16 protein-coding genes are annotated in these 23,275 nt (G+C 59.9%); 8 read left to right on the top strand and 8 right to left on the bottom strand.

Annotated elements, in window-relative coordinates:
- Positions 1–2 precede the first annotated feature (2 nt).
- Together VFI82_03135 and VFI82_03130 are read right to left on the bottom strand one after the other, a co-directional pair.
- Complete coding sequence (locus VFI82_03135; protein ID HET7183650.1) at positions 3–1,268, bottom strand: ABC transporter permease; 1,266 nt, start codon at positions 1,266–1,268, stop codon at positions 3–5.
- A 129-nt stretch (positions 1,269–1,397) separates the two neighbouring features.
- Positions 1,398–3,638: a TonB-dependent receptor gene (locus tag VFI82_03130; GenBank protein HET7183649.1), complete on the bottom strand. Its 2,241-nt coding sequence runs from the start codon at positions 3,636–3,638 to the stop codon at positions 1,398–1,400.
- A gap of 151 nt (positions 3,639–3,789) precedes the next feature.
- Between VFI82_03130 and VFI82_03125 the strand changes: the two genes are divergently transcribed.
- Complete coding sequence (locus VFI82_03125; protein ID HET7183648.1) at positions 3,790–5,406, top strand: peptidase S10; 1,617 nt, start codon at positions 3,790–3,792, stop codon at positions 5,404–5,406.
- Positions 5,407–5,463: 57 nt separating this feature from the next.
- On the opposite strand, the gene VFI82_03120 is transcribed toward VFI82_03125, so the two are convergent.
- Both VFI82_03120 and VFI82_03115 read right to left on the bottom strand, forming a co-directional pair.
- On the bottom strand, positions 5,464–6,267 hold the full coding sequence (locus VFI82_03120) for a hypothetical protein (GenBank protein ID HET7183647.1): 804 nt from the start codon (positions 6,265–6,267) through the stop codon (positions 5,464–5,466).
- A gap of 34 nt (positions 6,268–6,301) precedes the next feature.
- Entirely contained in the window at positions 6,302–7,327 is a 1,026-nt protein-coding gene (locus tag VFI82_03115) for a YncE family protein (GenBank protein HET7183646.1), read from the bottom strand.
- A 178-nt stretch (positions 7,328–7,505) separates the two neighbouring features.
- Between VFI82_03115 and VFI82_03110 the strand changes: the two genes are divergently transcribed.
- Positions 7,506–8,528 carry a VWA domain-containing protein gene (locus VFI82_03110; protein ID HET7183645.1) on the top strand — a complete coding sequence of 341 codons (1,023 nt, stop codon included), beginning with the start codon at positions 7,506–7,508 and terminating at the stop codon, positions 8,526–8,528.
- Between the two features lie 166 nt (positions 8,529–8,694).
- Here VFI82_03110 and VFI82_03105 read toward each other — a convergent pair whose 3' ends face one another.
- Positions 8,695–10,797: a PKD domain-containing protein gene (locus VFI82_03105; GenBank protein HET7183644.1), complete on the bottom strand. Its 2,103-nt coding sequence runs from the start codon at positions 10,795–10,797 to the stop codon at positions 8,695–8,697.
- Between the two features lie 216 nt (positions 10,798–11,013).
- The gene (locus VFI82_03100) at positions 11,014–11,766 is read right to left on the bottom strand and encodes a dolichyl-phosphate beta-glucosyltransferase (GenBank protein HET7183643.1); all 753 of its coding nucleotides are present in this window, start codon (positions 11,764–11,766) and stop codon (positions 11,014–11,016) included.
- 176 nt (positions 11,767–11,942) lie between these two features.
- On the opposite strand from VFI82_03100, the gene VFI82_03095 reads away from it, so the two are divergent.
- The 3 genes from VFI82_03095 to VFI82_03085 all read left to right on the top strand — a co-directional run bounded on the left by VFI82_03095 (position 11,943) and on the right by VFI82_03085 (position 15,795).
- Positions 11,943–13,340: a UDP-glucose/GDP-mannose dehydrogenase family protein gene (locus tag VFI82_03095; GenBank protein ID HET7183642.1), complete on the top strand. Its 1,398-nt coding sequence runs from the start codon at positions 11,943–11,945 to the stop codon at positions 13,338–13,340.
- Positions 13,341–13,467: 127 nt separating this feature from the next.
- Positions 13,468–14,823, top strand: coding sequence for a nucleotide sugar dehydrogenase (locus VFI82_03090; GenBank protein ID HET7183641.1), 1,356 nt, complete (start codon positions 13,468–13,470; stop codon positions 14,821–14,823).
- 15 nt (positions 14,824–14,838) lie between these two features.
- Positions 14,839–15,795, top strand: a complete 957-nt coding sequence (locus VFI82_03085; GenBank protein ID HET7183640.1) for an SDR family oxidoreductase — start codon at positions 14,839–14,841, stop codon at positions 15,793–15,795.
- A 27-nt stretch (positions 15,796–15,822) separates the two neighbouring features.
- Here the strand turns inward: VFI82_03085 and VFI82_03080 are convergent, their stop codons facing one another.
- Positions 15,823–16,797, bottom strand: a complete 975-nt coding sequence (locus VFI82_03080) for a UDP-glucuronic acid decarboxylase family protein (protein ID HET7183639.1) — start codon at positions 16,795–16,797, stop codon at positions 15,823–15,825.
- 115 nt (positions 16,798–16,912) lie between these two features.
- Between VFI82_03080 and VFI82_03075 the strand changes: the two genes are divergently transcribed.
- The 3 genes from VFI82_03075 to VFI82_03065 all read left to right on the top strand — a co-directional run bounded on the left by VFI82_03075 (position 16,913) and on the right by VFI82_03065 (position 22,359).
- Positions 16,913–17,965: an NAD-dependent epimerase/dehydratase family protein gene (locus VFI82_03075; protein ID HET7183638.1), complete on the top strand. Its 1,053-nt coding sequence runs from the start codon at positions 16,913–16,915 to the stop codon at positions 17,963–17,965.
- Between the two features lie 243 nt (positions 17,966–18,208).
- On the top strand, positions 18,209–19,792 hold the full coding sequence (locus tag VFI82_03070) for a N,N-dimethylformamidase beta subunit family domain-containing protein (GenBank protein HET7183637.1): 1,584 nt from the start codon (positions 18,209–18,211) through the stop codon (positions 19,790–19,792).
- A gap of 236 nt (positions 19,793–20,028) precedes the next feature.
- Complete coding sequence (locus VFI82_03065; GenBank protein ID HET7183636.1) at positions 20,029–22,359, top strand: alpha-L-rhamnosidase C-terminal domain-containing protein; 2,331 nt, start codon at positions 20,029–20,031, stop codon at positions 22,357–22,359.
- A 7-nt stretch (positions 22,360–22,366) separates the two neighbouring features.
- Here VFI82_03065 and VFI82_03060 read toward each other — a convergent pair.
- Positions 22,367–23,275: glycosyltransferase family 4 protein (locus tag VFI82_03060; protein HET7183635.1), on the bottom strand; the 909-nt coding region annotated here is incomplete at its 5' end.

The raw sequence follows: 23,275 nt of genomic DNA, 5'->3' as shown, positions 1-23,275 counted from the left end.
GTTTACTCGTAGCGCAGGCACTCAATGGGTGAAAGGGAAGCGGCCCGCCGGGCGGGATACATTCCCGCCGTTATCGTGATCAACGACAAGGTCACGATGGAGGCCACGATCGCCCCAGGCACAATCATGGGCGCCGGCATGAAGTCGGGCAGAGGCGCCTTCTGCATCACGATGCAGACAGCCAGGCCCAGCATGAGTCCGATAGTTCCGCTCAGCGCCGTCAGCGTCGCCGATTCGGCGAAGAACTGACGCTGGATATCGCCTGCGGTTGCGCCTAGCGCTTTGCGCACGCCGATCTCGCGCGTTCGCTCGGTCACCGAAACCAGCATGATGTTCATCACCCCAATGCCGCCCAGCGACAACGTCATCAATGCCACTATGGCAAAGAAAATTGTCATGACATTGAAAATGCGCTCCGTCAGCTTCGCGCTGTACATGGTGTCCCAGGTGAACAGCGCGTACTTGTCCTGGGGATCGAAGTGATGTACGCGGCCGAGCGTTCGATAGACCTGCGCAATCGCCGCTTCGTGCTGCGCAGGGTCGGCAACTTCAAACACAATGTTGTTCAGATAACCTTTGTCGATCCACGGACGTTCCGGGCTGCTGGGCGGCGGGAAGTCCCGAGCCATCGCGGAGTAGGGAACAAACAACTGCGTGTTGTCAGGCCCGGAGCCGTAGCTGCCGTTCTGTTTTTTCCTCTCCAGTACGCCGATGACCTCGTAGGGATAACCGGCAATTTCCAGGGTCGCCCCGACAGCGGGCTTGCCGCGGTACAGTTGCTGGCGGGCTTCGTCGCCAAGAATCACAACCCGCCGAGCCTGGTCTTCATCCTCGCTCGTCATCAACCGGCCTTCCGTCGCCTTCAGCGACCGGAAACCCTGATACTCCGGCCACACGCCGCGGACGGGCCGGTTGGAGGCATTGAACGCGCTCACCTGGGGGACCGGCCGGATCATCTCCGGGCTGACCGACTTAATCAGGTAATCTTCTTGCTTGATCGCGTAAACGTCGCTGATATTCAGGCGAATCGGCCGGCCGGCCGCGTAGCCTCCTTCGCCGGTGCTGGTCCGCCCTCCCCAAACGATGACCAGGTCCACGCCGATGGTCCGCATGCGCCGCTTCTGGTCTTGATTGAAGCCGCGCCCCAGCCCGACCAGCAGCACCACCGAGGTAATGCCCCAGATGATCCCGAACATAGTGAGGAAACTGCGCATCTTGTGCGCCCGCATCGAGCTGAGCGTTTGACGCGCGATTTCTCGCAGGTTCACAGGACCTCCCAAGCGCAGTTGCACGGGCTCTCTTCGATAGTTACGGAGCGCACGCCCTACAGGTTCCTTAGACTGGAGGCAGATTCAAATGTGAGCAATCCGGCGCCGGTCGCGTGCGGAATCTGGTTCCTAAAAATGGAATTTCAGGCTGCCGCCGACAGCGCGCGAATGGGAGTACTGGATGGGAATCTCTTCGCTTTCCTTGGCGATTTGATAGCGGCTATCGGAGACGTTGGTAGCGTTGAACTCCAAATCCAGACGTCGCGGCTCGGAGTTCCACAAGGCAAAGCCGGTGGCCAGGTCGGTGGTGAAATGCTGCGGCAGACGCGTGAGGGCCTGCTCGGGCTTGCTGCCGCTACCGTAACGCATGTTGGTGGAGGCCCAGAAATTGCGCCAGCGCGGTTTCTGATACACCAGGTAGGCGGCGCCGACATGGGTCTCGTCGAAGGCGGGAATGATTCGCTCGCCGGCCGCCAAGGGCTCGTTTCCGGTGAATCCGCCGGTGGTGGGTCCGTAGAAGAATGTCCGCTGCGCCGTGTAAGAAAGCCTGCCGGTAATGCCGAACCGTTCCAGCGGGCGCAGGTTGAGCACGAAATCCAGTCCGTGCGCGCGGGCAGCGAAAAAGTTAATCGGCAGGAACAGCCGCGACACGCTGATCTCGTGGTTCTCGAATGCGTTGTGCCCGGTGTGCTGCCAGGCGTTCAACTCCAGCGACGCGGTGCGGTGCAACTCCTGTGCCCATCCCACTTCGAAGGCGTTCTGCTTATAGGCGTGGACGTTGCCGACACGTTGGGTTGGATCAGGCGCGTTGTGGCCGATCCAACTCGCCAGCAGCGAATATTCGATAGGCGGCGGCGACATCAACCGGTTATAGGAGGCGTGGACCACCGACTTCGTCGCCAGGATGTGATAGGCAAGGCCGACGCGCGGGCTGACCTGCGCCTCCGTGTTCACCAGGTCGAAGTAGTCGTAACGCAGGCCGGCATCGACGGTGAGGTTCGGGGCCAGGTGAAAATGATCCTGCACGTACGCGCTGGCTTGCCCGCCCAGGACAGCGCCGCGGAAATCGATGGGGAAGACTTCGGGGTCACCGCGGCCGTCGATGAAGAAGCTTTCTTTTTCGCGCAAGCGGACAAGATCGATGCCGGCTTTTAGCGTGTGACCGCGCCAGTTCCGCGTGTAGTCGCTCTTCATCCCGGCAGTCAGCGTGCTGCGCGATCCCACCGACAACGGCGTTACCAGGTCGCTGGTCGGATGAATGCGATCGCCGTTGATTCTCTGGTAGGCGGAGGTTTGCCAGACGGAGTCCTGGGAAAAGGCGTGCGTCCAGGTCACGATGGCGGTTTGCGAACCGAGATGGCGCGTGGCGTTGCGTCCCACGTCCTGGTCATCCGCGATATTCGGCTGGTCGAAATGTACGCCGCCGCCAAGCAACAGCAGCTTGAAAGAGTCATGCCCCGCCTGGTAATCGAGTTGGGTGGTGCCGCGAAGACCGCGGCCGGTATCGAAAAGTTCTTTCCGCGTGGGCGGGTCCAGGTAGCGTCCGGAGGTAAACCCATCGGCGAAAAAGTAATAACCGAGCTTTCCCTTGGCGCCGCCCAATTCGGAATTCACGTCGTAGTTATCGTTGGTGAGGCCCATGAAGTTCACCGAGCCGTGCTTGGCCATCTCCCGTCCGGAGCGAGTGGTGATGTCCATGACCCCGCCGAAACGGTTGCCATACTCGGCGGTAAAGCCGCCGGTCAGCAGGTCCACCGTCTCGAAAATTTGCGGGCTCACGCCGGGGCTGAACTGGGGCTGCTCGTTGTCGAGGAACGACACGCCGTTGATGAACTGGTGCAGCGAAAACTCGGTGCCGCGGACGGTAATAAAGTTGTCGTGGCTCTGGGTGGCGCCGGGCATCAGGTTCGTGGCCAGTCGAGTGGCGGTTTCAACCATGGGATCGGGCAGAGTTTCCAGTTGCTGCCGCGCGAAGCTGTAAGAGCTGCCAGTTTTTTCCGGATCGACCGCGGCAAAGCTGCAGCGAACTTCCACCGATTCCTTGCGCGCCGCTTTCGGCTCGAGTTCGATCTCCACGCTTACCGGTTGGCGCGCTCTCGCGATGAAGTGGTACTGGACGGTGAAGAAGCCGGGAGCGTCGGCGAGAAGTTCGTAAGCGCCGGCTTGCTGCGCGGACAGGCGGAAGGCGCCCGAGGCGTCGGCGGTACTTTCCTCGGCGACGCTTCCGTTGAGATGCCGCAGGACCAGATGTGTGCCCGCAATCGCGCGTCCATCGCTGGTCCTGACGGTTCCTTCCACTGAAGTTTGCGCCCAGCCGCCGGCAACTAACGCCAGCAGGCAGAACACCAGTATTAGCGCGCGACCGCTCAATCAGCCTCCCGTAACGAACTCTGGATTTTATGACAGCTCACGCGGCTCGGCCAAGCCGTACACGTCCCAGGTAAGCATCGATTGACGAAATGAAAATTCAGTGCGGTAGCGTACAATGCCCGCTTTGCGGACAAAGGTTTCAGGAGCTGAGATGCGCCACTTCGTCATTCTGGTGCTTTTCGCCGTTATTTCGTCACTTGCCATGGGACAGCAGCGGGCCGCGGAACGCCGTGGCACGCCGCCGGCTGAACGCGTCACCGAGGCGCCTGCCGATGCCGAGGAACCTAAGCCTCCCGTTGCCGACAAGGAAAAAGACAAGGAGAAGGAGCCGCCGGAGGAAAAGCCGGTGGTCACCCATCACCAGATCTCCGTCGGCGGCAAGGCGCTGCGTTACACGGCGACGGTCGGCACGATGCCGATCAAGAACGAGCAGACCAGCAAGGTCGAGGCGCACATGTTCTATGTGGCCTACGCGCTCGAGAATTCGCAGCCGGGACGTCCGCTTACTTTCGCTTTCAACGGCGGGCCGGGTTCGTCTTCGGTATGGCTGCACATGGGCGCCATCGGGCCCAAGCGCGTCAAGATGCTGCCCGAAGGCGGCATGCCCGCGCCTCCATTCCAGCTCGAAGACAATCCGTACACCTGGCTCGACTCAACCGACCTGGTCTTCATCGATCCGGTCGGCACTGGCTACAGCCGCGCGCTCACGCCGGAGCTGGGCAAGAAATTCTGGGGACTGCAGGGTGACATCGCATCGGTCGGCGAATTCATCCGCATGTACCTGACGCGCTCGCAGCGCTGGACCTCGCCGTTGTTCCTTGCCGGCGAGAGCTACGGTACCACGCGCGCCGCGGGATTGTCGGGCTACCTCATCGATCGTGGCATCCCGCTCAACGGCATCACTTTGATTTCCTCGGTGCTCAATTTTGAGACCCTGAGCTTCGCCCGCGGCAACGACCTGGCCTACATCGCCTTCCTGCCGACCTACGCCATGACCGCGCAATATCACAAGCGCCTGCCCGCCGAGGTCCAGCAAATGGATCCGGCGAAGCTGCTGGCCGAGGTAACGCAGTGGGCGAACACCGGCTATACGGAGGCGTTGCAGAAGGGCGATCGTCTAACGGCCGAGGAGCGCCGTGCTGCCATCGACCGCCTGGCCCGCTACACCGGATTGAGCAATATCATTCTTGACGAGCACGACCTGCGCATCGACCAGCAGACCTTCAGCCGCGAACTGCTGCGCGACCGCAAGCTTCAGGTCGGACGTCTCGATAGCCGCTTTGTCGGCCCGGCATCGCCGGAGATGGGACCGTTCGGCTTCGACCCGAGCGAAGCCGCTATCCGCCCCCCCTTCACCACCGTGTTTAACGAGTACGTCCGCTCCGATCTCGGCTACAAGTCCGATCTCATTTACTACATTCTCGGCGGCGGCATCGGCGCACAGTGGGACATGGGGGTGTCGGCGCGCGGCGGGTTTCCTGAAACTGCCGATGCCCTTCGCCGCGCCTTCGTCAAGAATCCCTACATGCACGTGCTGGTCGCGGAAGGCTGGTACGACGCTGCCACCCCGATTCTTGGCATCGAGTACACGCTGGGTCACATGGGATTGGATCCGTCGATGCGCAAGAACATCACCTCCGCCCAGTATCCCGCCGGGCACATGGTGTACATCCAGGTGACCTCGCTGGCGAAGCTGAAGCAGGACGTTGACACCATGATGCGGCAGGCACTCAAGGGCGGAGGCAATGATCTGAGCCCGGCGAGATAGCCGGTATCGTTTGAGTTGCGCTCGCCGATCCTCAGCGCACGAATTCTGCGCCGCCGATTACTTGTGCTTTGGTTGCAGGTCAGGCGCAGGCTTCTTCTTGATTTGAATTTGCAGGCCGAGGTAGCCGATGAGCTGGGGCTCGCCGCTGGCCGCGCCGCGAAAACTGCGTCCGGCCATGAAGATCAGCAGCACGGGCCCGTGAAGCCGCAAACGTCCGCCGCCGCCGAACGTGCTCTCGTGGTAACTCCCCCCGACATCTCCGGTGTTGTACTGCTCTGCCAGCAACTCCAGGCGCTCGCTTGCCTGGTGACCAACCGCGATTCCCGCGATCCACAGGTCGGGACCGTGTTGGGTGAACCAGTACCCGGCCTCCGGGTTGACCTGGATGGGCCCCAATTTCTTGGAGAGCTCAAACGGCATCAGGAACCTCTGTCCGCGGTCCGCCAAGCCTCTACGCACCGACGCGGTCGGATTGTTAAATTCCAATCGCGGGTACATGGAGATATCCAATCCCAGTTTTTCATTCTCGTAGAACCGCCACTTCGCCGCGATGCCGGAATTTCCCAGTCCCGCTTGCGTCGGGCCGTTGTTGGTGCCGCGCACGAGATATGGAATTTCAAAGTTGAGTTGAAGGTGATCGCCGGCGCCGTAGTTGATGTCCAACACCGGCGCATCGAAGTTGCGTTCCTGGACGCGCCGGTCGGTGGTCAGGCCGGTGTTGATCTCCCAATTGCCGTTGCCGGGAGTGCCGGGATCGTCGGTCCGCATGGGCGGACCGCCCTGCGCGAAGGCTGCCCCCGCCCAGAACACCAGCAGCAAAGTGCTGTACCAGACGTAGCCGCCGCCGCGTACGAGCCTCATTCTTGAGTTCCTGTCGTACCTTCTGTATGTCCCTTCAGCGGCCGACCACCAACAGCTCAAAGGTCCCCGGTTCCATCGTCGGACGCTGGCCTGGAGCTGCCGGCGGCTGCAACTTCGCTACAGGGATAAACAACTGGTGTGTTTTCTCGTCGAGGGCAAGCGTCCGCCCGCTGACCTGCGTGGTCACCGTCTGCACGGCTTCAAATTTTCCCGGCGAGGTCTCTCCGACTACGGTCAGTGTGCCATCGCGCCCATTCGCGGCGAACGCCAGTCCAACAGAGGCGTCAAACTCCGTTCCGTCGCAGCCCGCGCCGATCGGCACCGAAGCCAGCAGCTTACCGCTGCCAGCCTCCATCACCGCCATCACCTTGTTGCCAGAACATCCGGCAAACAGGCGGCCCTTCTTGCGGTCCATCGCCAGGCCGGTTGGTTCCTCGCACGGCGACATCGACATTTCTTTGCCGACCTTCATGCTGGAAGCGTCAATCACCGCGACTGTTCCCTTATCTTCGATGTTGACGAAGACGCGTCCATGGCCGTCGAAGGTGGCAAATTCTGGTTTGCCGGGGAGAGGGATGGTTGTGAGCACCTTCTGCGACTCCGCGTCGATGACCGTCACATTCTTGCTGCGCCCATTGAAGGCAAAGACGCGCCTGGTATGGGGCTCGTACAGGATGAGATCCGGATTTTCGCCCGCCGCCACGGTGCCGGACGACTTCAGGGTTTCCAGGTCGAAGACCACGACGTTGTTCGCTCGTCCCGCGCTGATGAAACCCTTGTTCAGCTTGGGAGCCAGCGCGACGGCATGCACGCCCGGAGTGTCCGGAATCTCGCCGACCGGCTTGCCTGTATCCGCATCCACCACCATCACACGAGTCCCCCGCGACACATACACGCGGCGCGCCGAGCTGTCCACGGTCAGGGCATCCCAGCCTCCCTCTCCGCCCAGGGCAAAGTGCTTGACCACCTTGTACTGGGGTGCAGCCGGCAGGGCCAACGCCGCAATCGCCAATCCGTACCCTAGCAGCCACCCAAACCTGCCCGTTCCGCGAGAGATCATGATCACCTCCGGCCCAACAGCATAACAAGAGAGCGGAAAGAGGGACGAAATCCCCGCCCTGGCCGAACCAGGCCAGCAGTAGTCCATCCCACGGATAACTGCTTGGCGCAAACTTACATCCTATGAGCAGTGACACCTCTGGCCGGCAGAGTGCATTATGGGTCCCCTAATTTCGCGTATGCCCCGGCGTCGCAAGACCACCTCCGATTCTCGACGCGGCGTTGTCTTTTTCGCAGTGCTGCTCACCATCCTGCTCACGGGCATGGCCATCGCCCAGGACGCGGACGTACATATCACGCCGCGTATCGCTTCCAGGCCAGCCGCGTCTCCTGACGTTTCCATCGATCCGTCGCTGAAGACGCACACCAAGCCGCTGCGTTCGGATGTGGAGCTGATCCTGGTTCCGGTCACTGTCACGGATCCCATGGATCGCCTGGTAACCGGACTGGAGAAGGACAATTTCGAAGTCTTCGAAGGAAAGCAGAAGCAGCAAATTCACAACCTCTCTTCCGAGGATGCGCCGGTTTCCGTCGGCGTCATCCTGGACATGAGCGGTTCCATGAACAACAAGTTCGACAAGGCCAAGGAAGCGGTCGTGCAATTCATGCAGACTGCGAATCCGGAAGACGAGTTCTTCATTATCGGTTTTTCCGACCGTCCGCTGCTGCTGTCTGACTTTACCGGTTCGGTCGGCGACATCCAGAGCAGGCTAGTGATGGCGCAGCCCAAGGGCATGACCGCACTGCTGGATGCCATTTACATGGGCATGAACAAGATGAAGCAGGCCAAGCGCGAACGCAAGGCGCTGCTCATCATTTCCGATGGCGGCGACAATCACAGCCGCTACAGCGAAAGCGAAATCAAGTCGGCCGTGAAGGAAGCCGACGTTCAGATCTTCGCGATCGGCCTGTTCGACCAGGCGCCGCGGACGCAGGAAGAGCGCCTTGGTCCCACGCTGCTCTCGGATATGACCGAAGTCACCGGCGGACGCACCTTTACCCTGAACGATCCCAATGAATTGCCCGATGTGGCCACCAAGATCGGCACCGAATTGCGCAATCAATACGTCATTGCCTACAAGCCGGTCGCCAAGCCCAGGGATGGCAAGTGGCACAAAATCAAGGTCAAGCTCCTGCCTCCCCGCGGCCTGCCCATGCTCAACCTGCACGCCAAGCAGGGTTATTACGCATCGCAGGAATAAGAAATAAGACCGGCATGCGGCGGCAATGCCGGTCTTATTTCTTTCCTCAACAGGCGATTCACTAGCGACCCGAACCTTGCACCGCGGCGTGGTGGTTCTCCGCGCGCGTGCTCCGCTGAAGTCACTTCAGCCTGTTCCAGCTCTGCAGTCCCTGGCTTGCCGAAGTTCAGTGCCGCCGTTTTACCGTGATCGAGACCTTGGCCTGCATCAAGGTGCCGGCTGAGTCCCACGCGTTGGTGACGATCTGGTGCTGGCCCGACCCCATCGAAATACTGGTGTTCACCGTCGCTGAATAGGTGCGATAAACCTCGTTGTTGTCCAGGTAAACGATGATTGCCGATATCGGAAGCCCTGAAACCGCCTTGGCGGTCACCTGTACCGGCGAAGAAACGGTCGAGCCATTGAGCGGACTGCTGATGGTTATCGACGGCGCACTGATTGTCAGCGCCTTGGTCGTCGTTGCGCTCAGCCCGTAGTTGTCCGTCACCGTGGCGCTCACCGTGTAATTGCCGGCCTGGCTGTAAACGTGGGAAGCATTCGGACCGGACGAAGTCGCGCCGTCGCCCCAGTTAATGGTGGACGAGGAGATGGTACCGCCGCTGTTGGGGTCGGTGGAACCGGAGGTGGACGCAGTGATTGTTGCCGGCGCAACGGCGCTCGTGCTCGACAATGTGAGTGCTGCATTCGGCGACAGCGAAGCCACCGAGATGTTTGCCTGCGCCTGCATCAGCGCCCCGGTGCTGTCCCAGGCATTGATGACGACCAGGTGGGCGCCCGAACTCAGAGAGAGGGTCGTGCTCAGCGACCCCGAGTAAGTCCGGTATACCTCGTTGTAGTCAACATAGGCGATCATGGCCGAGATTGGGTTGGCTGACACTGCGTAGCCGCTCAGCGTCATCGGGGAGCTCACGGTCGCGCCGTTACTGGGCGTCATGTGCACGCCCGGCGTGTAGGAGAACGTCACCGGACCTGAGATCTGGTTGCGCATCGACGGTTTGCCCACCGCCTTCACGTACAGCGTGTAGGTGCTTCCTACTGCCGGGGTGTAAGAGGCAAGATCAAGCTGCCGTGTCCCCACCGCGAAATCGCCCAGCGACATCAGGTTCTGGCCATCGGTCGAGATGAACACGGTGTAGTGATCCAGGGTGCTCTCGTCGCCGCTGATGTTCCACTTCAACGTGGTGTTCGACATGCCGCCGCTCACCGCAAGGCAATTGTCGATGCCGGTCTCTAGCTCCGTTCCTTCCTCGTAGTCATCCCAAGTCACCATTTGGATGGCGCCAAGCTGGCTGGAACTGTTGTACATGGAGTTGGCCTTGGCGAAGGTCTGCAGCCACGTCTGCCCGCACTGCTGGCTCATTACGCGGTTTCCCGACCATGACGCCAGGGTATCGTTGAACCCCTTGTACATGGCGCCCACGGTCAGCTCGGATGGATACTGCAGGCCCGTGTTGTAGAAGTTGGTGAGATAGTCCAAGCCGTATTGGGAGTTGATGATGACCCACGAATAAGCGCCTGCGCTCAGGGTGTGAGTGAATCCACCGCTGTTCTGGAAGATGAAAATCGGGTTTCCCGGCGTGTTGGCCGCGACGTAGTTCCAATCGACGGTGTAATGCAGGTCGATGTCGAAATTGGTCAGCACCGGCCGGCCATTGATCCGCATGTAGGCGGGGGAGTTGAAATAGGTGTTGGCCGCGTATTGCGTCAGGTTCAGTAGCGCCTGCGTCGCCGTGCAGGTCGGATAGCAGGAGTACCACTCGATGGCGCCCTTGTCGATCATCAACGCGAATGTGAAATTCGGGTGCTGTTGCGCCTCGTTCATGTAGTTCGTGGTTTCGATGTCGTCGCTCGAGTTGCCGGGACCGTACCAGTCGTGGATTACGCCGTCGAAGCCGCGGCTGATCATGTCGTTCACCTGCGCATGCACCACGGCAGGATCGTTGGAGTTGTAGCCGACCTGGACATGGCTTCCGCACAGTGTCCCGGCGCCGGTGGCGGTAGAGCCCGCGGTCATGCAGAACCAGCCCATCAGGTGCGCGTAGATCTTCCCGTCGAAGCCGGGGTAGAGCAGGGTGTGAGTATCCACCTTGCTCACGTTGCCGGCAGCCATGTCGCCATTGCCCGTAGTCGCAAATAGATTCGAGGTGCTGGTGTTGTTGCCAGTCTCAGCGGCCAGCGTGGTTGTGGGCGTGATTTGCAGCGGCGTACTGGCAAAGGCGGTGGACAGGGATAGTCCTACAGCCAGGGCGACGAAGACAGCTGGGCGCATACGGATGTTCTCCGGGAAGCCTGATGGGAAACGGTTCGCGGAGTATCCTGCCGGCGGCCTTAATCCGCATTAATCAGGATTACTTAGTACTGTAGGATTTTTGACCTTAATTTTGTTGTTGGTGCGAGCTGCACCGGAGGAGTGGCGACGACTGCCCCGTCCGAATATCCCAGGGCGCCGGCTAGGCGGCTTACTTTTTACATTGTCGAATGGGTGTCAGCGAGAGGCCGCCCGCGTGATCGCCGGCGAGGCATATTTTCCAGTCAATGCATTCCAGCGAATGCTGAGCATTTCCCCGAACATGCGTATGCCGTCGCTGAACGGGTTGATTTTCGAGGCGCCTGCGTGCCCCCATTCCACCGGAATTTCGGCGACGCGCAATCCGTAGGTGTGTGCCAGGAACAGCAACTCGGGATCGAACCCCCAGCGCTCGATCCTTTGCGCCGAAAAAATCAGCCGCGCGGCCTGGCGGGTAAAGGCTTTGAATCCACACTGCGTGTCTTTGTAGTCGAGGCCAAGGACGAGGCGCAGCAGCAGGTTATAAACCCGGCCGAAAAGTTGCCGCACCAGCGATTGCCGCTGGGTCTGCACCTCGGATTGGAGCCAGCGCGAACCGATCGCAACCTCGGCGCCGTTTTCAATAGCGGCAATCAATTTTTGCGCCTCCGAAATCGGCGAGGACAGGTCCGCGTCGCTGAACAGCAGCACGTCACCATGTGCATGCATCATTCCGTTGCGGACACTGTATCCCTTGCCGCGGTTGCCGGGATTTTGCACCAATTGAACGATGCCGTGGCTGCGCGCGAACTCCCGCACCACGTCCGCAGTACCGTCGGTGGAACCGTCATCGACGACGATGATTTCCGCCTGCCAGTGCTGCTGCGACACGTAGGCCAGCACTTTCTCAAGAGTGGGCGCGAGTCGCTCGCTCTCATTGAAGGCGGGGAAAATAAGGCTGTAGATCGACATCAGCAGTACCACTATACTATCGCTGATCGGAGCGGCGTGCCGGTTACTTCCGTGGATTCCCCCGGATTTTCCTGCTGCAATTCCGCTATGAGCAGCGCTTGGCCGCAGGGTGTCGTGGTACCCTGAAGAAGGAAATTCCACTCAAAGTCTTCGTCCCCCGGATGGAGCAAGAATTCATGAGGATCACGGTTGTCGGATCCGGCTACGTAGGATTAGTCGCTTCCGCCTGCTTTGCAGAACTCGGACACGAAGTCATTTCGGTTGACAACGATGCGCAAAAGACCGCGAAGCTGCAGCGTGGGGAGATTCCGATTCACGAGCAGTTCCTGCCCGAATTGCTGGCCCGGCACCGCAACGGCCGCGTGTGTTTCTCCAGCGACCTGGCGAAAGCGGTGGAAGTAACCGACGCCATTTTCATCGCCGTCGGCACGCCCCAGGGAGGCGACGGATACGCCGACCTGTCGTACGTGGAGTCGGTCACGCGCGAGCTGGCGCGCTCGATCAAAGGCTACAAGCTGATCGTGGAGAAGAGCACGGTCCCGGTGTTTACCCACGACTGGGTGCGCAAGGTGATGTTGTTGAACGGAGCGCGCGCCGACTCATTCGACGTCGCCTCCAACCCGGAATTTCTGCGGGAAGGCACCGCGGTCAGCGACTTCATGTATCCCGACCGGATCGTGATCGGCGCGGATACCCCACGCGCGGCCGCCATGTTGCGCGAGATTTATGCGCCGTTGACGACGGGCGAATACTACAGCAAAGGCAATCCGATTCCTGCCCCCGACAACGCCCAGCTTCCGCCCCGTCTGATTGAAACCAGCGCCAAGAGCGCCGAACTCATCAAGCACGCTTGTAACGCATTCCTGGCCACGAAGATTTCCTTCATCAATGCGGTCGCCAACATGTGCGAGTCGGTGGGTGCCGACGTGCGCCAGGTGTGCGACGGCATCGGCGCCGATTCCCGCATCGGGCACCGTTTTCTGAATCCGGGCATCGGCTACGGGGGTTCTTGCTTCCCCAAGGACCTGATGGCATTCCGGGCGGTGGCGCGCGAGTGCGGATACGATTTTCGGCTCCTGGATGAAGTGATCAATATCAATGAAGACCAGCGCCACCGTTTCCTGCGCAAGGTGCGCAAGGCTCTCTGGACTCTGCGCGGAAAGCGTCTGGGAATACTGGGATTGGCATTCAAGGGCGGGACCGACGACATCCGGGAGTCCCCCGCGATCGCGATCGCCGAGATGCTGCTGAAAGAGGGCTGCACAATCCAGGTTTACGATCCCGCCGCGATGCAGAGCGCGCGACAGGTCTTACCAGCTTCCGGCGTCACCTATACCGACTCGGCTTACGACGCGGCCAAGGCAGCCGACGCCTTGCTGATTTTGACCGACTGGGCCGAGTTTGGCTCCCTGGACCTGGGACTCATTCGTAGCGCTCTTGCCTATCCCATCATCGTGGATGGCCGCAACCTGTACGACCCGGCCACCATGGCGTCGCGGGGTTTTCAGTATTACAGCGTGGGACGGGCTGATGTTGAACCGGCCTCACGACCGGCAGCCGCAACCATGGACTGAAGGCGAAGAAGGTGGCCAGGCTCCGGACTTTTGTCGAGTTTGCTGACGGCCAAGTCGATAAATCATCACCCAACAGCATCTTCTCGCAATGCTAGAATCCTGAAAGTTGTCCCTGCAGAGGAGCTGAATGCCCACCACCGCCGCCGTCCGTACTCCTGACCAGTTCCTGTCCAAAATCGAGGCCCGCACCGCGAAGATCGGCGTCATCGGTCTCGGCTATGTTGGCCTGCCGCTGGTACTTCTTTTTTCCGAGCAGAAGTTCGCCATCACCGGCTTCGACGTCGACCAGGGCAAGGTGGAAACGCTGAACAAGGGCGGTTCTTACATCGTCCGCATTGAGGCGGCGCACATCCAGTCGGCGCGTGCGAACGGGTTTGACCCGACCTGCGATTTTACGCATATCGCCGACATGGATGCGGTCATCATCTGCGTGCCCACGCCGCTGGACGAGTTTCGCCAGCCGGACATGAGCTACATCATCAATACGGCGGAGTCGATTGCGCCGCACATTCATCCCGGCCAGCTCATCATCCTGGAGAGCACGACGTATCCGGGGACCACCGAAGAGGTGCTGGTCCCGATCCTGGAGAAGGGAAACCGGCATGCGCTGAAAGCGGCGCGCAATGGGCAATCCGGGGATGACATGTTTTACGTCGCCTTCTCCCCGGAGCGCGAAGATCCCGGACGCACCGATATCGAGCGCCATGACATTCCGAAAGTCGTGGGCGGGCTGGACAGCACGGCGGGCGAGCTTTCGGCAGCGGTTTACGGCGCCATCTTCCGGCGCACGGTCCGTGTTTCCACTCCCGCGGTGGCGGAGATGACCAAGCTGCTGGAGAACATTTACCGCTGCGTGAACATCGCCATGGTGAACGAACTCAAGCTGCTCTGCCTGCGCATGGGAGTGGACATCTGGGAAGTCATCGAGGCGGCCAAGACGAAGCCGTTCGGATTCCAGGCGTTTTATCCGGGTCCGGGGCTGGGCGGCCACTGCATTCCGGTCGATCCCTACTATCTCTCATGGAAGGCGAAGGAATACGACTTCCAGACGCGCTTCATCGAGTTGGCCGGCGATGTGAACAGCGCCATGCCTTACCACGTTGTGGCGTCGGTTTCGGCGGCGCTGAACCGGCACAAGAAAGCGCTGAATGGCGCCGAGGTGCTGGTGCTGGGCGTCGCCTACAAGAAGGACATCGACGATCTGCGCGAATCGCCGTCGCTCACCATCATCGAGTTGTTGCAGCGCGAGGGAGCGGCGGTTTCCTATAACGATCCGTATTTCTCCTTCGTCGGCAAAGGACGGAAATACGACTTGCAGATGAAAAATACGCCGCTGGAAAATCTCGGCCAGTACGACTGCGTGCTCATCGTCACCGACCACTCTGACTACGACTATGCCCGCATTGTGCGCGAATCGAAGCTGGTGGTGGACAGCCGCAACGCGACCCGCGGCCTCCAGGGAAACAATATCGTTCGCTGCTGACCTGCCCATATCACGATGGCACTCTACTTAATTACCGGAATCGCCGGCTTCATCGGATCGTCGCTGGCACACGCCCTGCTGGACCGTGGCGAGCGCGTGCGCGGCATCGACAACTTGAGCACCGGAAATGCCGCCAATGTCGCCGATATTGGTTCGCGCATCGAGTTCATCGAGGCTGACCTGAACCACCCCGCCGCCGTCGCACAGGCATGTCGTGACGTCGACTACGTGCTGCACCAGGCCGCCATTCCCTCCGTGCCCAGGTCCGTCAAGGACCCCATGGAGAGCAACCGGGCCAACATAGACGCCACCGTCAGCCTGCTGGTGGCGGCGCGCGACGCGCGGGTGAAGCGCGTTGTATATGCCTCTTCGTCCTCGCTTTACGGCGACACGCCGACCCTGCCCAAGCACGAAGGCATGCTGCCCGCGCCCATCTCTCCCTATGCGGTGGCCAAGCTCGCCGGTGAATACTACATGGCGTCGTTCTACCGGGTCTATGGCATGGAAACGGTGGCCCTGAGATACTTCAATGTTTTCGGACCGCGCCAGGACCCTACGTCGCAATATTCGGGGGTGATGGCCAAGTTCATCTCCTCGATGCTGCGTGGCGAGCAGCCGACCATCTACGGCGACGGGGAGCAAAGCCGGGATTTCACCTTCGTCGAAAATGTCGTTGACGCCAACCTGCGAGCTTGCATCGCCTCGCCGCAACAGGTTGCCGGACGAGCCTTCAACGCGGCTACCGGCCGCCGCGTCACGATCAACGAAATGTATGGGGAGCTGCAGAAGCTGACCGGCTACTCTGGACCCGCCGAATACGGGCCGGAACGCGTCGGCGACATCAAGCACTCGCACGCGGACATTTCGCGCATTCAGGCGGCGATCGGTTACAAGCCGGTGGTTACGTTTCAAGAAGGCCTGCGCCGCACCGTGGAGTGGTACCGCACGCAAGCAGTGGCCGCCGCGCGGTAACCGGGAGCAGCGATTGGTAAGAACGGCTTAGCCCGGCGTGGGATTTGATTCCGTAACCGAGCTGGTCTCGTCGCTGACCTGATCGCGGAAGTAGCGCAAGGTACGTTCCAACCCTTCCTGCAACGATACTTTTGGCTCCCAGCCGAGCAGCCTTTTGGCTTTGCTAATGTCTGGACAGCGTTGCTTCGGGTCGTCTTGGGGCAGCGGTTTAAACACGATAGGCGCGTCGGAACCCGTCAGTGACTTCACCCGTTGGGCAAAGTCCAGAATAGTGATTTCGTTTGGATTGCCTATATTTACCGGATGATGTTCGTCGCTCTGCATCAGGCGGTAGATGCCTTCGATCAAGTCCGAAACGTAGCAGAAGCTGCGCGTCTGTGACCCATCCCCATACACCGTGATTGGTTTTCCGGTGAGCGCCTGGTAGAGGAAGTTGGGCAAAGCGCGTCCGTCGTTCAGCCGCATTCGCGGGCCATAAGTGTTAAAGATGCGAACGATTCTTGTGTCCACTCCGCGTGACCGGTGGAAGGCCATGGTCAAGGCTTCAGAAAAGCGCTTCGCTTCGTCATAAACGCTGCGCGGGCCGACCGGATTGACGTGTCCCCAATAGGACTCCGGCTGCGGGCTGATTTCGGGATCGCCGTAGCACTCCGAGGTGGAGGCGTTCAGGAACTTGGCCTCCTTTTCCTCCGCCAATCGTAGGGCGTGGTACGTTCCGGAGGAACCGACTTGCAGGGTTTCAATCGGCAGGCGCAGGTAATCCGGGGGACTGGCCGGCGACGCGAAGTGCAGCACATAGTCAAGCGTGCCGGGATAGGCCAGTCCGGAACTGCAATCGGCCCGAACAAATTCCAAGCGTTCATTGTTTTCCAGCTGCCGGATATTGCTCCTAGCCCCAGTCGATTCATTGTCCACGCATACCACTTCCCAGCCGTGACTCAGGAGTTTTTCACAAAGATGCGAACCGAGAAAACCAGCGCCACCTGTCACCAATGCCTTCATCCGGACTCCATGAGAGACGATGTGCTCCCCGCGAGTGTATCGAGCGCTCCCCGGGGTTGGCAATTTGAGGAGTTCTTGTAAACTTGCGTTTCCTATTCATCGCCAAGGTGGCCTCATGAAATCTGTTTTGGTGACCGGCTCTTCGGGCTTGATTGGGTCGGAATGTGTTAGCTATTTCGATCGCCTCGACTGGCACGTTCACGGTATTGATAACAACATGCGCATGTCTTTTTTCGGGCCGGATGGCGATACCTCATGGAACCTGAAGCGCCTGCTCAACACGACCCACAATTTCGAGCATCACGAACTCGACATCCGCGAGCGTGAGCGCATTCTCGGCTTAGTCAGGCAATTCCGTCCGAACCTGCTGATCCATTGCGCGGCGCAGCCGTCCCATGATCTCGCCAAGGACCGGCCCTTCGATGACTTTGAAATCAATGCTACCGGCACACTCAACTTATTGGAAGCAGCCCGCCACTATTGCCCCGAATCGCCTTTCATTTTCATGAGCACCAATAAGGTCTACGGTGACGCGCCCAATGAACTGCCCCTGCAGGAACTGGAAACTCGCTGGGACTACGCACAGCCGGAAAACTACAACGGAATCAGCGAGTCCTGCCGCATCGATGCCACCCTGCATAGCTTGTTCGGCGCCTCGAAAGCGGCGGCTGACCTCGTTGTCCAGGAATATGGACGTTACTTCAACATGCCCACGGTGTGCTTCCGAGGCGGCTGCCTGACAGGACCGCATCACTCCGGCGCTGAACTGCACGGCTTTCTCGCTTACCTGGCGCGCTGCTTCCACGAAGACCGCACCTACCGCATTTACGGTTACAAGGGCAAGCAGGTGCGCGACAACATTCATTCGCGGGACGTCTGCGATGCTTTCTATGCCTTTTACGAATCGCCGCGCTGTGCGGCGGTGTACAACCTGGGCGGTGGACGTAGCAATTCGATTTCAATTCTCGAAGCCATCGGCCGTATGGGAGACTTGCTTGGGAAGACCCTGAAAACCGAGTATGTCGACAAGAACCGCGTCGGCGACCACATCTGCTACATCAGCGACCTGCGGCGGTTCCAGTCCGATTATCCCAACTGGCGCATCCGCGTGTCACTCGAAGAAATCTTGCATCAATTCATGAGTTTGCGCTCCGCAGCCACAGTGTGAACGTCTTGGTGTTTGAGACTGCGTCGCGCGCCCTGCACACCAGGCCTGCATCCCACGGTCCCATCTTCGGCATCTCAGCAACGCGAGTAGCACGTTTGTGCCAGGATGCCGCAAACATCACGCGGATTGCGGTTTTTGTGCTAAGGTGCCTAACCGGCCCAGCCACGAAACATCGCCGGTAAGGCTCCTCTCGGTCAGCGAAATCGATGGAGTTTGAAAATCAGATGCGCTTGGTGTCGGTCGATGAAATCCGAGGGAATTCCGTCGCCAGCTGTCGGCCGGCAAATTGATTTCTTTAAGCCTTTCGCCTTTATGAGCCTGAGGTGGCAGTCTGTTATAGGTTGGATTTATTTTGTCGTCCCGGTGATGATCTGGACGGCGTGTGAGCCTTTGGGGACGACGATTCATCCGTCGGCGCCGCACTACGATGCGCGTGCTGCGGTTGCGACGGCCATTCGACAGGAGAATGCAAAACCAGGATCCACGGAGTGGGTCCTTACCGACGTCTCGTTAGAGCATGAAATTGAGGGTTATGCGTCAGCGGCGAGCGTCAATCGTGGCGAGGACATCCAGATATTCGTAAATACGGCCGAGCCGAGCTACCTGATCGAGATTTTCCGGATGGGTTGGTACGGCGGCGCCGGCGGGCGAAGAGTGATGGAGCCAACCATCCGCGCCGGGAAAGTCCAGCCTAAACCGCAATTTGATCCCCACACGCGGCTGGTGGAGTGTGACTGGAAAGATCCGTTCGTATTGCACATCCCGCATAGCTCCGACCCTACGGATTGGGCCAGCGGCATCTATCTCGCAAAATTAACCGGGCTGAGCAGCGGCAAGCAAAGCTACGTCGTGTTCGTCGTTCGCGACGACGCGCGCGCCTCCGATCTCTTATTTCAGTCGAGCGTTACTACGTTTCAAGCCTATAACGAGTGGGGTGGTTTTTCTCTTTACAGCAAGCCGCGCGCGTACCAAATCTCTTTTGACCGTCCCTACGGTCAAAAACGCGGCAGCGCGGGAGAGTTCCTGGGCATACGGCATTTCGAATACAACATGCTGCGCTTCCTGGAACGTGAAGGTTACGACGTCACCTACACCACCGATGTCGATACCCACGCTCGCGGCGAACTGCTCTTGAATCACAAAGCGTTTCTCTCGGTTGGCCACGATGAATACTGGTCATGGCAGATGCGGGACCACGTCGAAAGCGCGCGCGATCAAGGTGTCAGCCTGGGATTTTTTGGGGCCAACGTGTCCTATTTTCAAATTCGACTCGAGCCCAGCCGGATTACCGGTGCGCCCGATCGCACGATCGTGTGCTACAAAAGCTGGAGCCTGGATCCCATGAGTCGCTCGTCGGACCCGGAACTGGCACGGCGGACTACCATACTGTTCCGCAACTTCCGCGTCAGACGTCCGGAGGACGCGATGGTAGGCGTCATGTACTATCACTCGCCAGTTCACGGGGACGTGGTGGTTGAGGATGCTTCCCACTGGGCGTTTGAGGGCACGGGGCTGCACAACGGGGATCACATTCAGGGTTTATTGGGCTATGAAGCCGACCGCGTATACGGCAACGCGCCGCAAGGGACGCAACGCATTGCCCATTCGCCCTACCGGTCGCGCGGAACCGCCGCGTACTCGGACATGACCGTATGGTCCGCGTCCAACGCGCCCACCGTCTTTGCTACTGGCTCCATGAATTGGAACCTCGGGCTTGACGAATATCGCGCTCCTGACGAGCCGGAGCATGTTCCTGTTAGCCCCGCGGCGCAGCAGATTACCCGCAACGTGCTCCACAGATTCGGAGCTGATCCGAAGCCGGACTGAGAACCACATTTTTCAAAGCCTTCTTTACTTCATGCGAAAATGCCTGGGTCTCCATTCTTGGCTCGACTCTGTCCCCAACGTGGAAATTGGGTACCGATCTGTGTAGCTTTGTGGCACAGTGTCGTGCAGTGCAATTCAACATGCTTTAAGCCGAATGGATTCGCGAACGCCGGAGTGTGCAACTTGCCGCTACAATCCGTAACCAGCGGTCGAGTGCCGTGGGCACAAGCGACCAGATGAGATCGGCTGCGTTTTTCTTCGGCGTTCCGGTTGCTATTGCCTTGCTCCTGCTCATCGGGTGCGGTTCAGGCGGTTCCGGTGCGCAAGCCCCGGCCGCCGCTCCGGCAGCCAACCAGATTGCAGGGGCCGCACAATACATATGGTTTGCAGCGCCTTCACCGGACACCAATTTCCCGCGTTATTTCCGCAAGACATTCACGGTGAACTCGGTACCGGCGCAATCCACCCTCTACGTTGTCGGCCCGTACAATTTCGACGTTTATGTGAACGGTGCTCTGGTCAATCACGTTCTGCTCGGCGGTCCAAGACTGCTGCACGACCGGCCGGTCACAGTTGCCAACGTCAGTTCCAATCTGCACCAGGGGCTCAACGCGGTTGCCATTTCGGCGTCCGCAGGCGAAGCCATTGCCGCCAGCTTGATGTCAGCTGGGCAGGGAGTCGAGGCCCCTGCCTTGCTGGTTTCCGAGGGCAGTTGGAAAGCATCGACTACCGCCGCGGCAGGCTGGGAGCAGACGGCATTCGATGACAGCAGCTGGAATACGGCGCAGGCCCTGGGAGGCCTGGAAGCAGATTGGCACCGCTTCCAAGGCAATTACGACGTCCGTATGTACCAATGGCCGGGATATCAAGGATTGGCGGCGCAGCTCAACCATGCGCAGCTGGACCCTGTCCAGGTGAGCGCCCTGTCGCAGCAATCGGCGATTCTCGATTTCGGCAAGGAGATTTCCGGGCGGCTGAAGATTACGTCATCGGCCTCCATCCCGGTGACAGTACACGTCAATCTCGGTGAGTCGTTGCAGGAGGCGACACCGGATCTTTCGTTCTTGAGCACTGTCGACATCTTCGTGCCGCCCTTGGCGACGGTGCCAGGTCCGATGACCGCATACCGGTATGCGCAAATCGCGGTCGATGCTCCGCAGAGCCTGTCGGCCGTGCACGTCACAAGCGATGTGGTCTTCCGCGATGTTCCGCGGAAGGGCACATTCCAATCCTCCGACGCGACCATCAACACGATTTGGGAAACCAGCGTCTACACGGCGCAATTGGGATTGCAGGCGACATTCTGGGATGCGCCCAAGCGGGACCGAAATCCGTTCTCGGGAGACATGTTCGTTTCCGCGCGCACCACGCAGGCCGCCTTCGGCAGCTTGCCGATTGTTCGCGACACCTTGACGGAATTGCTGCGGCGAGTGACCGCGTCGGTGAACGATTTCACCAGCACCGACATCAATAACATCCCGGGTTACAACGCGTACTGGGTCCTGGACTTGGCCGATGAATACCAGTTTTCCGGAGACATTACTTACCTTCGCGGCACCCGGGACAACCTGGTGCAGGTTCTGGGCGTAATGGCCTCCGAGGTGAATGGGGCGAACCTGTTCGATCCGGCCCTCACCCCGGGCGCAACGATATTCGCGGATTGGACGCTGGTGCAGTTCGGCGCCAAAACCGTTCCCGACGCCGTGAAGATCACAACTTTCAGTTATTACAACGCATTCGTGGCAGGCGCCAGACTGCTGCGAGCGCTCGGAGAGGATGCCCTGGCGGGCAGCTACGAGCAGAAGGCGGGCGCGATTCGCGCCGCTGCATTGTCCGCGTACCTGGACACGACCACCGGCACGTTCGGCACCATCATGCAGACCAACGCAATGGCCGTATTTGCCGGCATCGCGGATCAAAATGCCACCTCCCGCATTTACGACCAGGTGCTCAGCAAACCGCCGCAGCTTCCCGTGTCCCCTTACTTCAATTACTTCGTGCTCAGCGCGATGGCGCAAGCCGGACATCGTGTCGAAGCGCTGGCCCTGATGCGTCAGTACTGGGGCGGAATGGTCAACTTGGGAGCGACCAGCTTTTTTGAGGTCTATGATCCGTCATGCGCCAGCGCAACCCAGTATCATTCCTGCCTGGTGGCTCTGGTAAACTCGTTCGCCGATCAAGGCAGTAACCGCCTGTTCGTCAGCCTCGCACACGCCTGGTCCAGCGGCCCTGCGGCCTGGCTTCATCAGCAGGTATTGGGCATTAACCCGTTAAATCCAGGATTCTCTTCCGTCATGATCCGCCCGGACATCGCCGGGCTGCAGTGGGCAAAGGGAACGGAATCGACGCCCAACGGAACGATCTCGGTCGATATTCAACCCGGAGGCACGGCCGTTGTGCTCGATGTTCCGGCGGCCGTCGATGCCTGGGTATCGATGCCAACGCCAAGCGGCAGCGCCAACGTGTCCGTCAACGGCTCGACCATCGTAGGCACACTCACCGAAAACGGCGCCAGGACGATGATCCACCTGCCCCAAGGTGGACATTTCGTTCTGCAAAGCATGTGAAGGGGAATCAACGAGCCTGGGGCTGGGCGGCAATAGCGGTTAATGCAGAATGATTGGCCGCCACATCCTTTAATGCTGCTGCCATGGCGGGGATCCAGCGGCTGAGGCTGTAATGCTCCAGGACGACCCGCCGACCCTCCTGGCCCATGCTGCCACGCAGCGGTTCGGCTTCGATGATGGCCATCATCGCGTCGACCCATTCTTTGTGGGTGGCGGCGCCATAGCCCACCTGCCCCCGGCGCAGCACGTCTACGTTCATCCCGATCGGAGTGACCACGACGGGAACGCCACAGGCCATATAGAGAAGCATTTTGTAGCTGCACTTGCCGAGCGACCACTCGCTGTTGTCGAGCGGCATAAGTCCCAACGTCATGTCCTGCAAAGCGGTTGCTTCCGTGGCCTGCGACCAGGGAATGAATTCGATTCGCTCGGCGGGTATGTGCGGCAGCGACGGCGAGGCATCGGAAATGATCCGGAAGACGGCGCCCGGAACCTTTTGCAAAACCTCCGCGACCGCCGCGGCAAGCTCCTTGAAATAGACGAAGCCGCCGCGTGTGCCTGACCAGCCAATCACCACCCGACCGCGAGGCGGCGAGGCAATCGGTCTGAAACGGCTGGTGTCAACCGGTGTCGGCACGATGCGCACGCGATCGCACCACTGGCGAAACCAATCCGCTATGTAGCTGTTCCCGCAAATGATGGCGTCGCTGCACTGCGCGAGACGGCGCGCGAAGTGACCGCCGCGGTAAAGCCAGATGGCGTCGTCGACATCGAGCACGCGAGGACGGCGGGTAAACCGCTCCCAGGTGAAAAAGCTGGAGAGCATTTCACGCTGTAACAGGACAACGTCGGAATCCCGATCGGAAGCGACGTCGTACCCCCGTTTCAGCAGATGGGCCACGCCCCAGAACGGCCG

This window comes from Terriglobales bacterium (genome assembly GCA_035691485.1).
GTDB lineage: Bacteria > Acidobacteriota > Terriglobia > Terriglobales > Acidobacteriaceae > JAIQGF01.
This window is presented reverse-complemented; position numbering and strand designations above follow the sequence as displayed.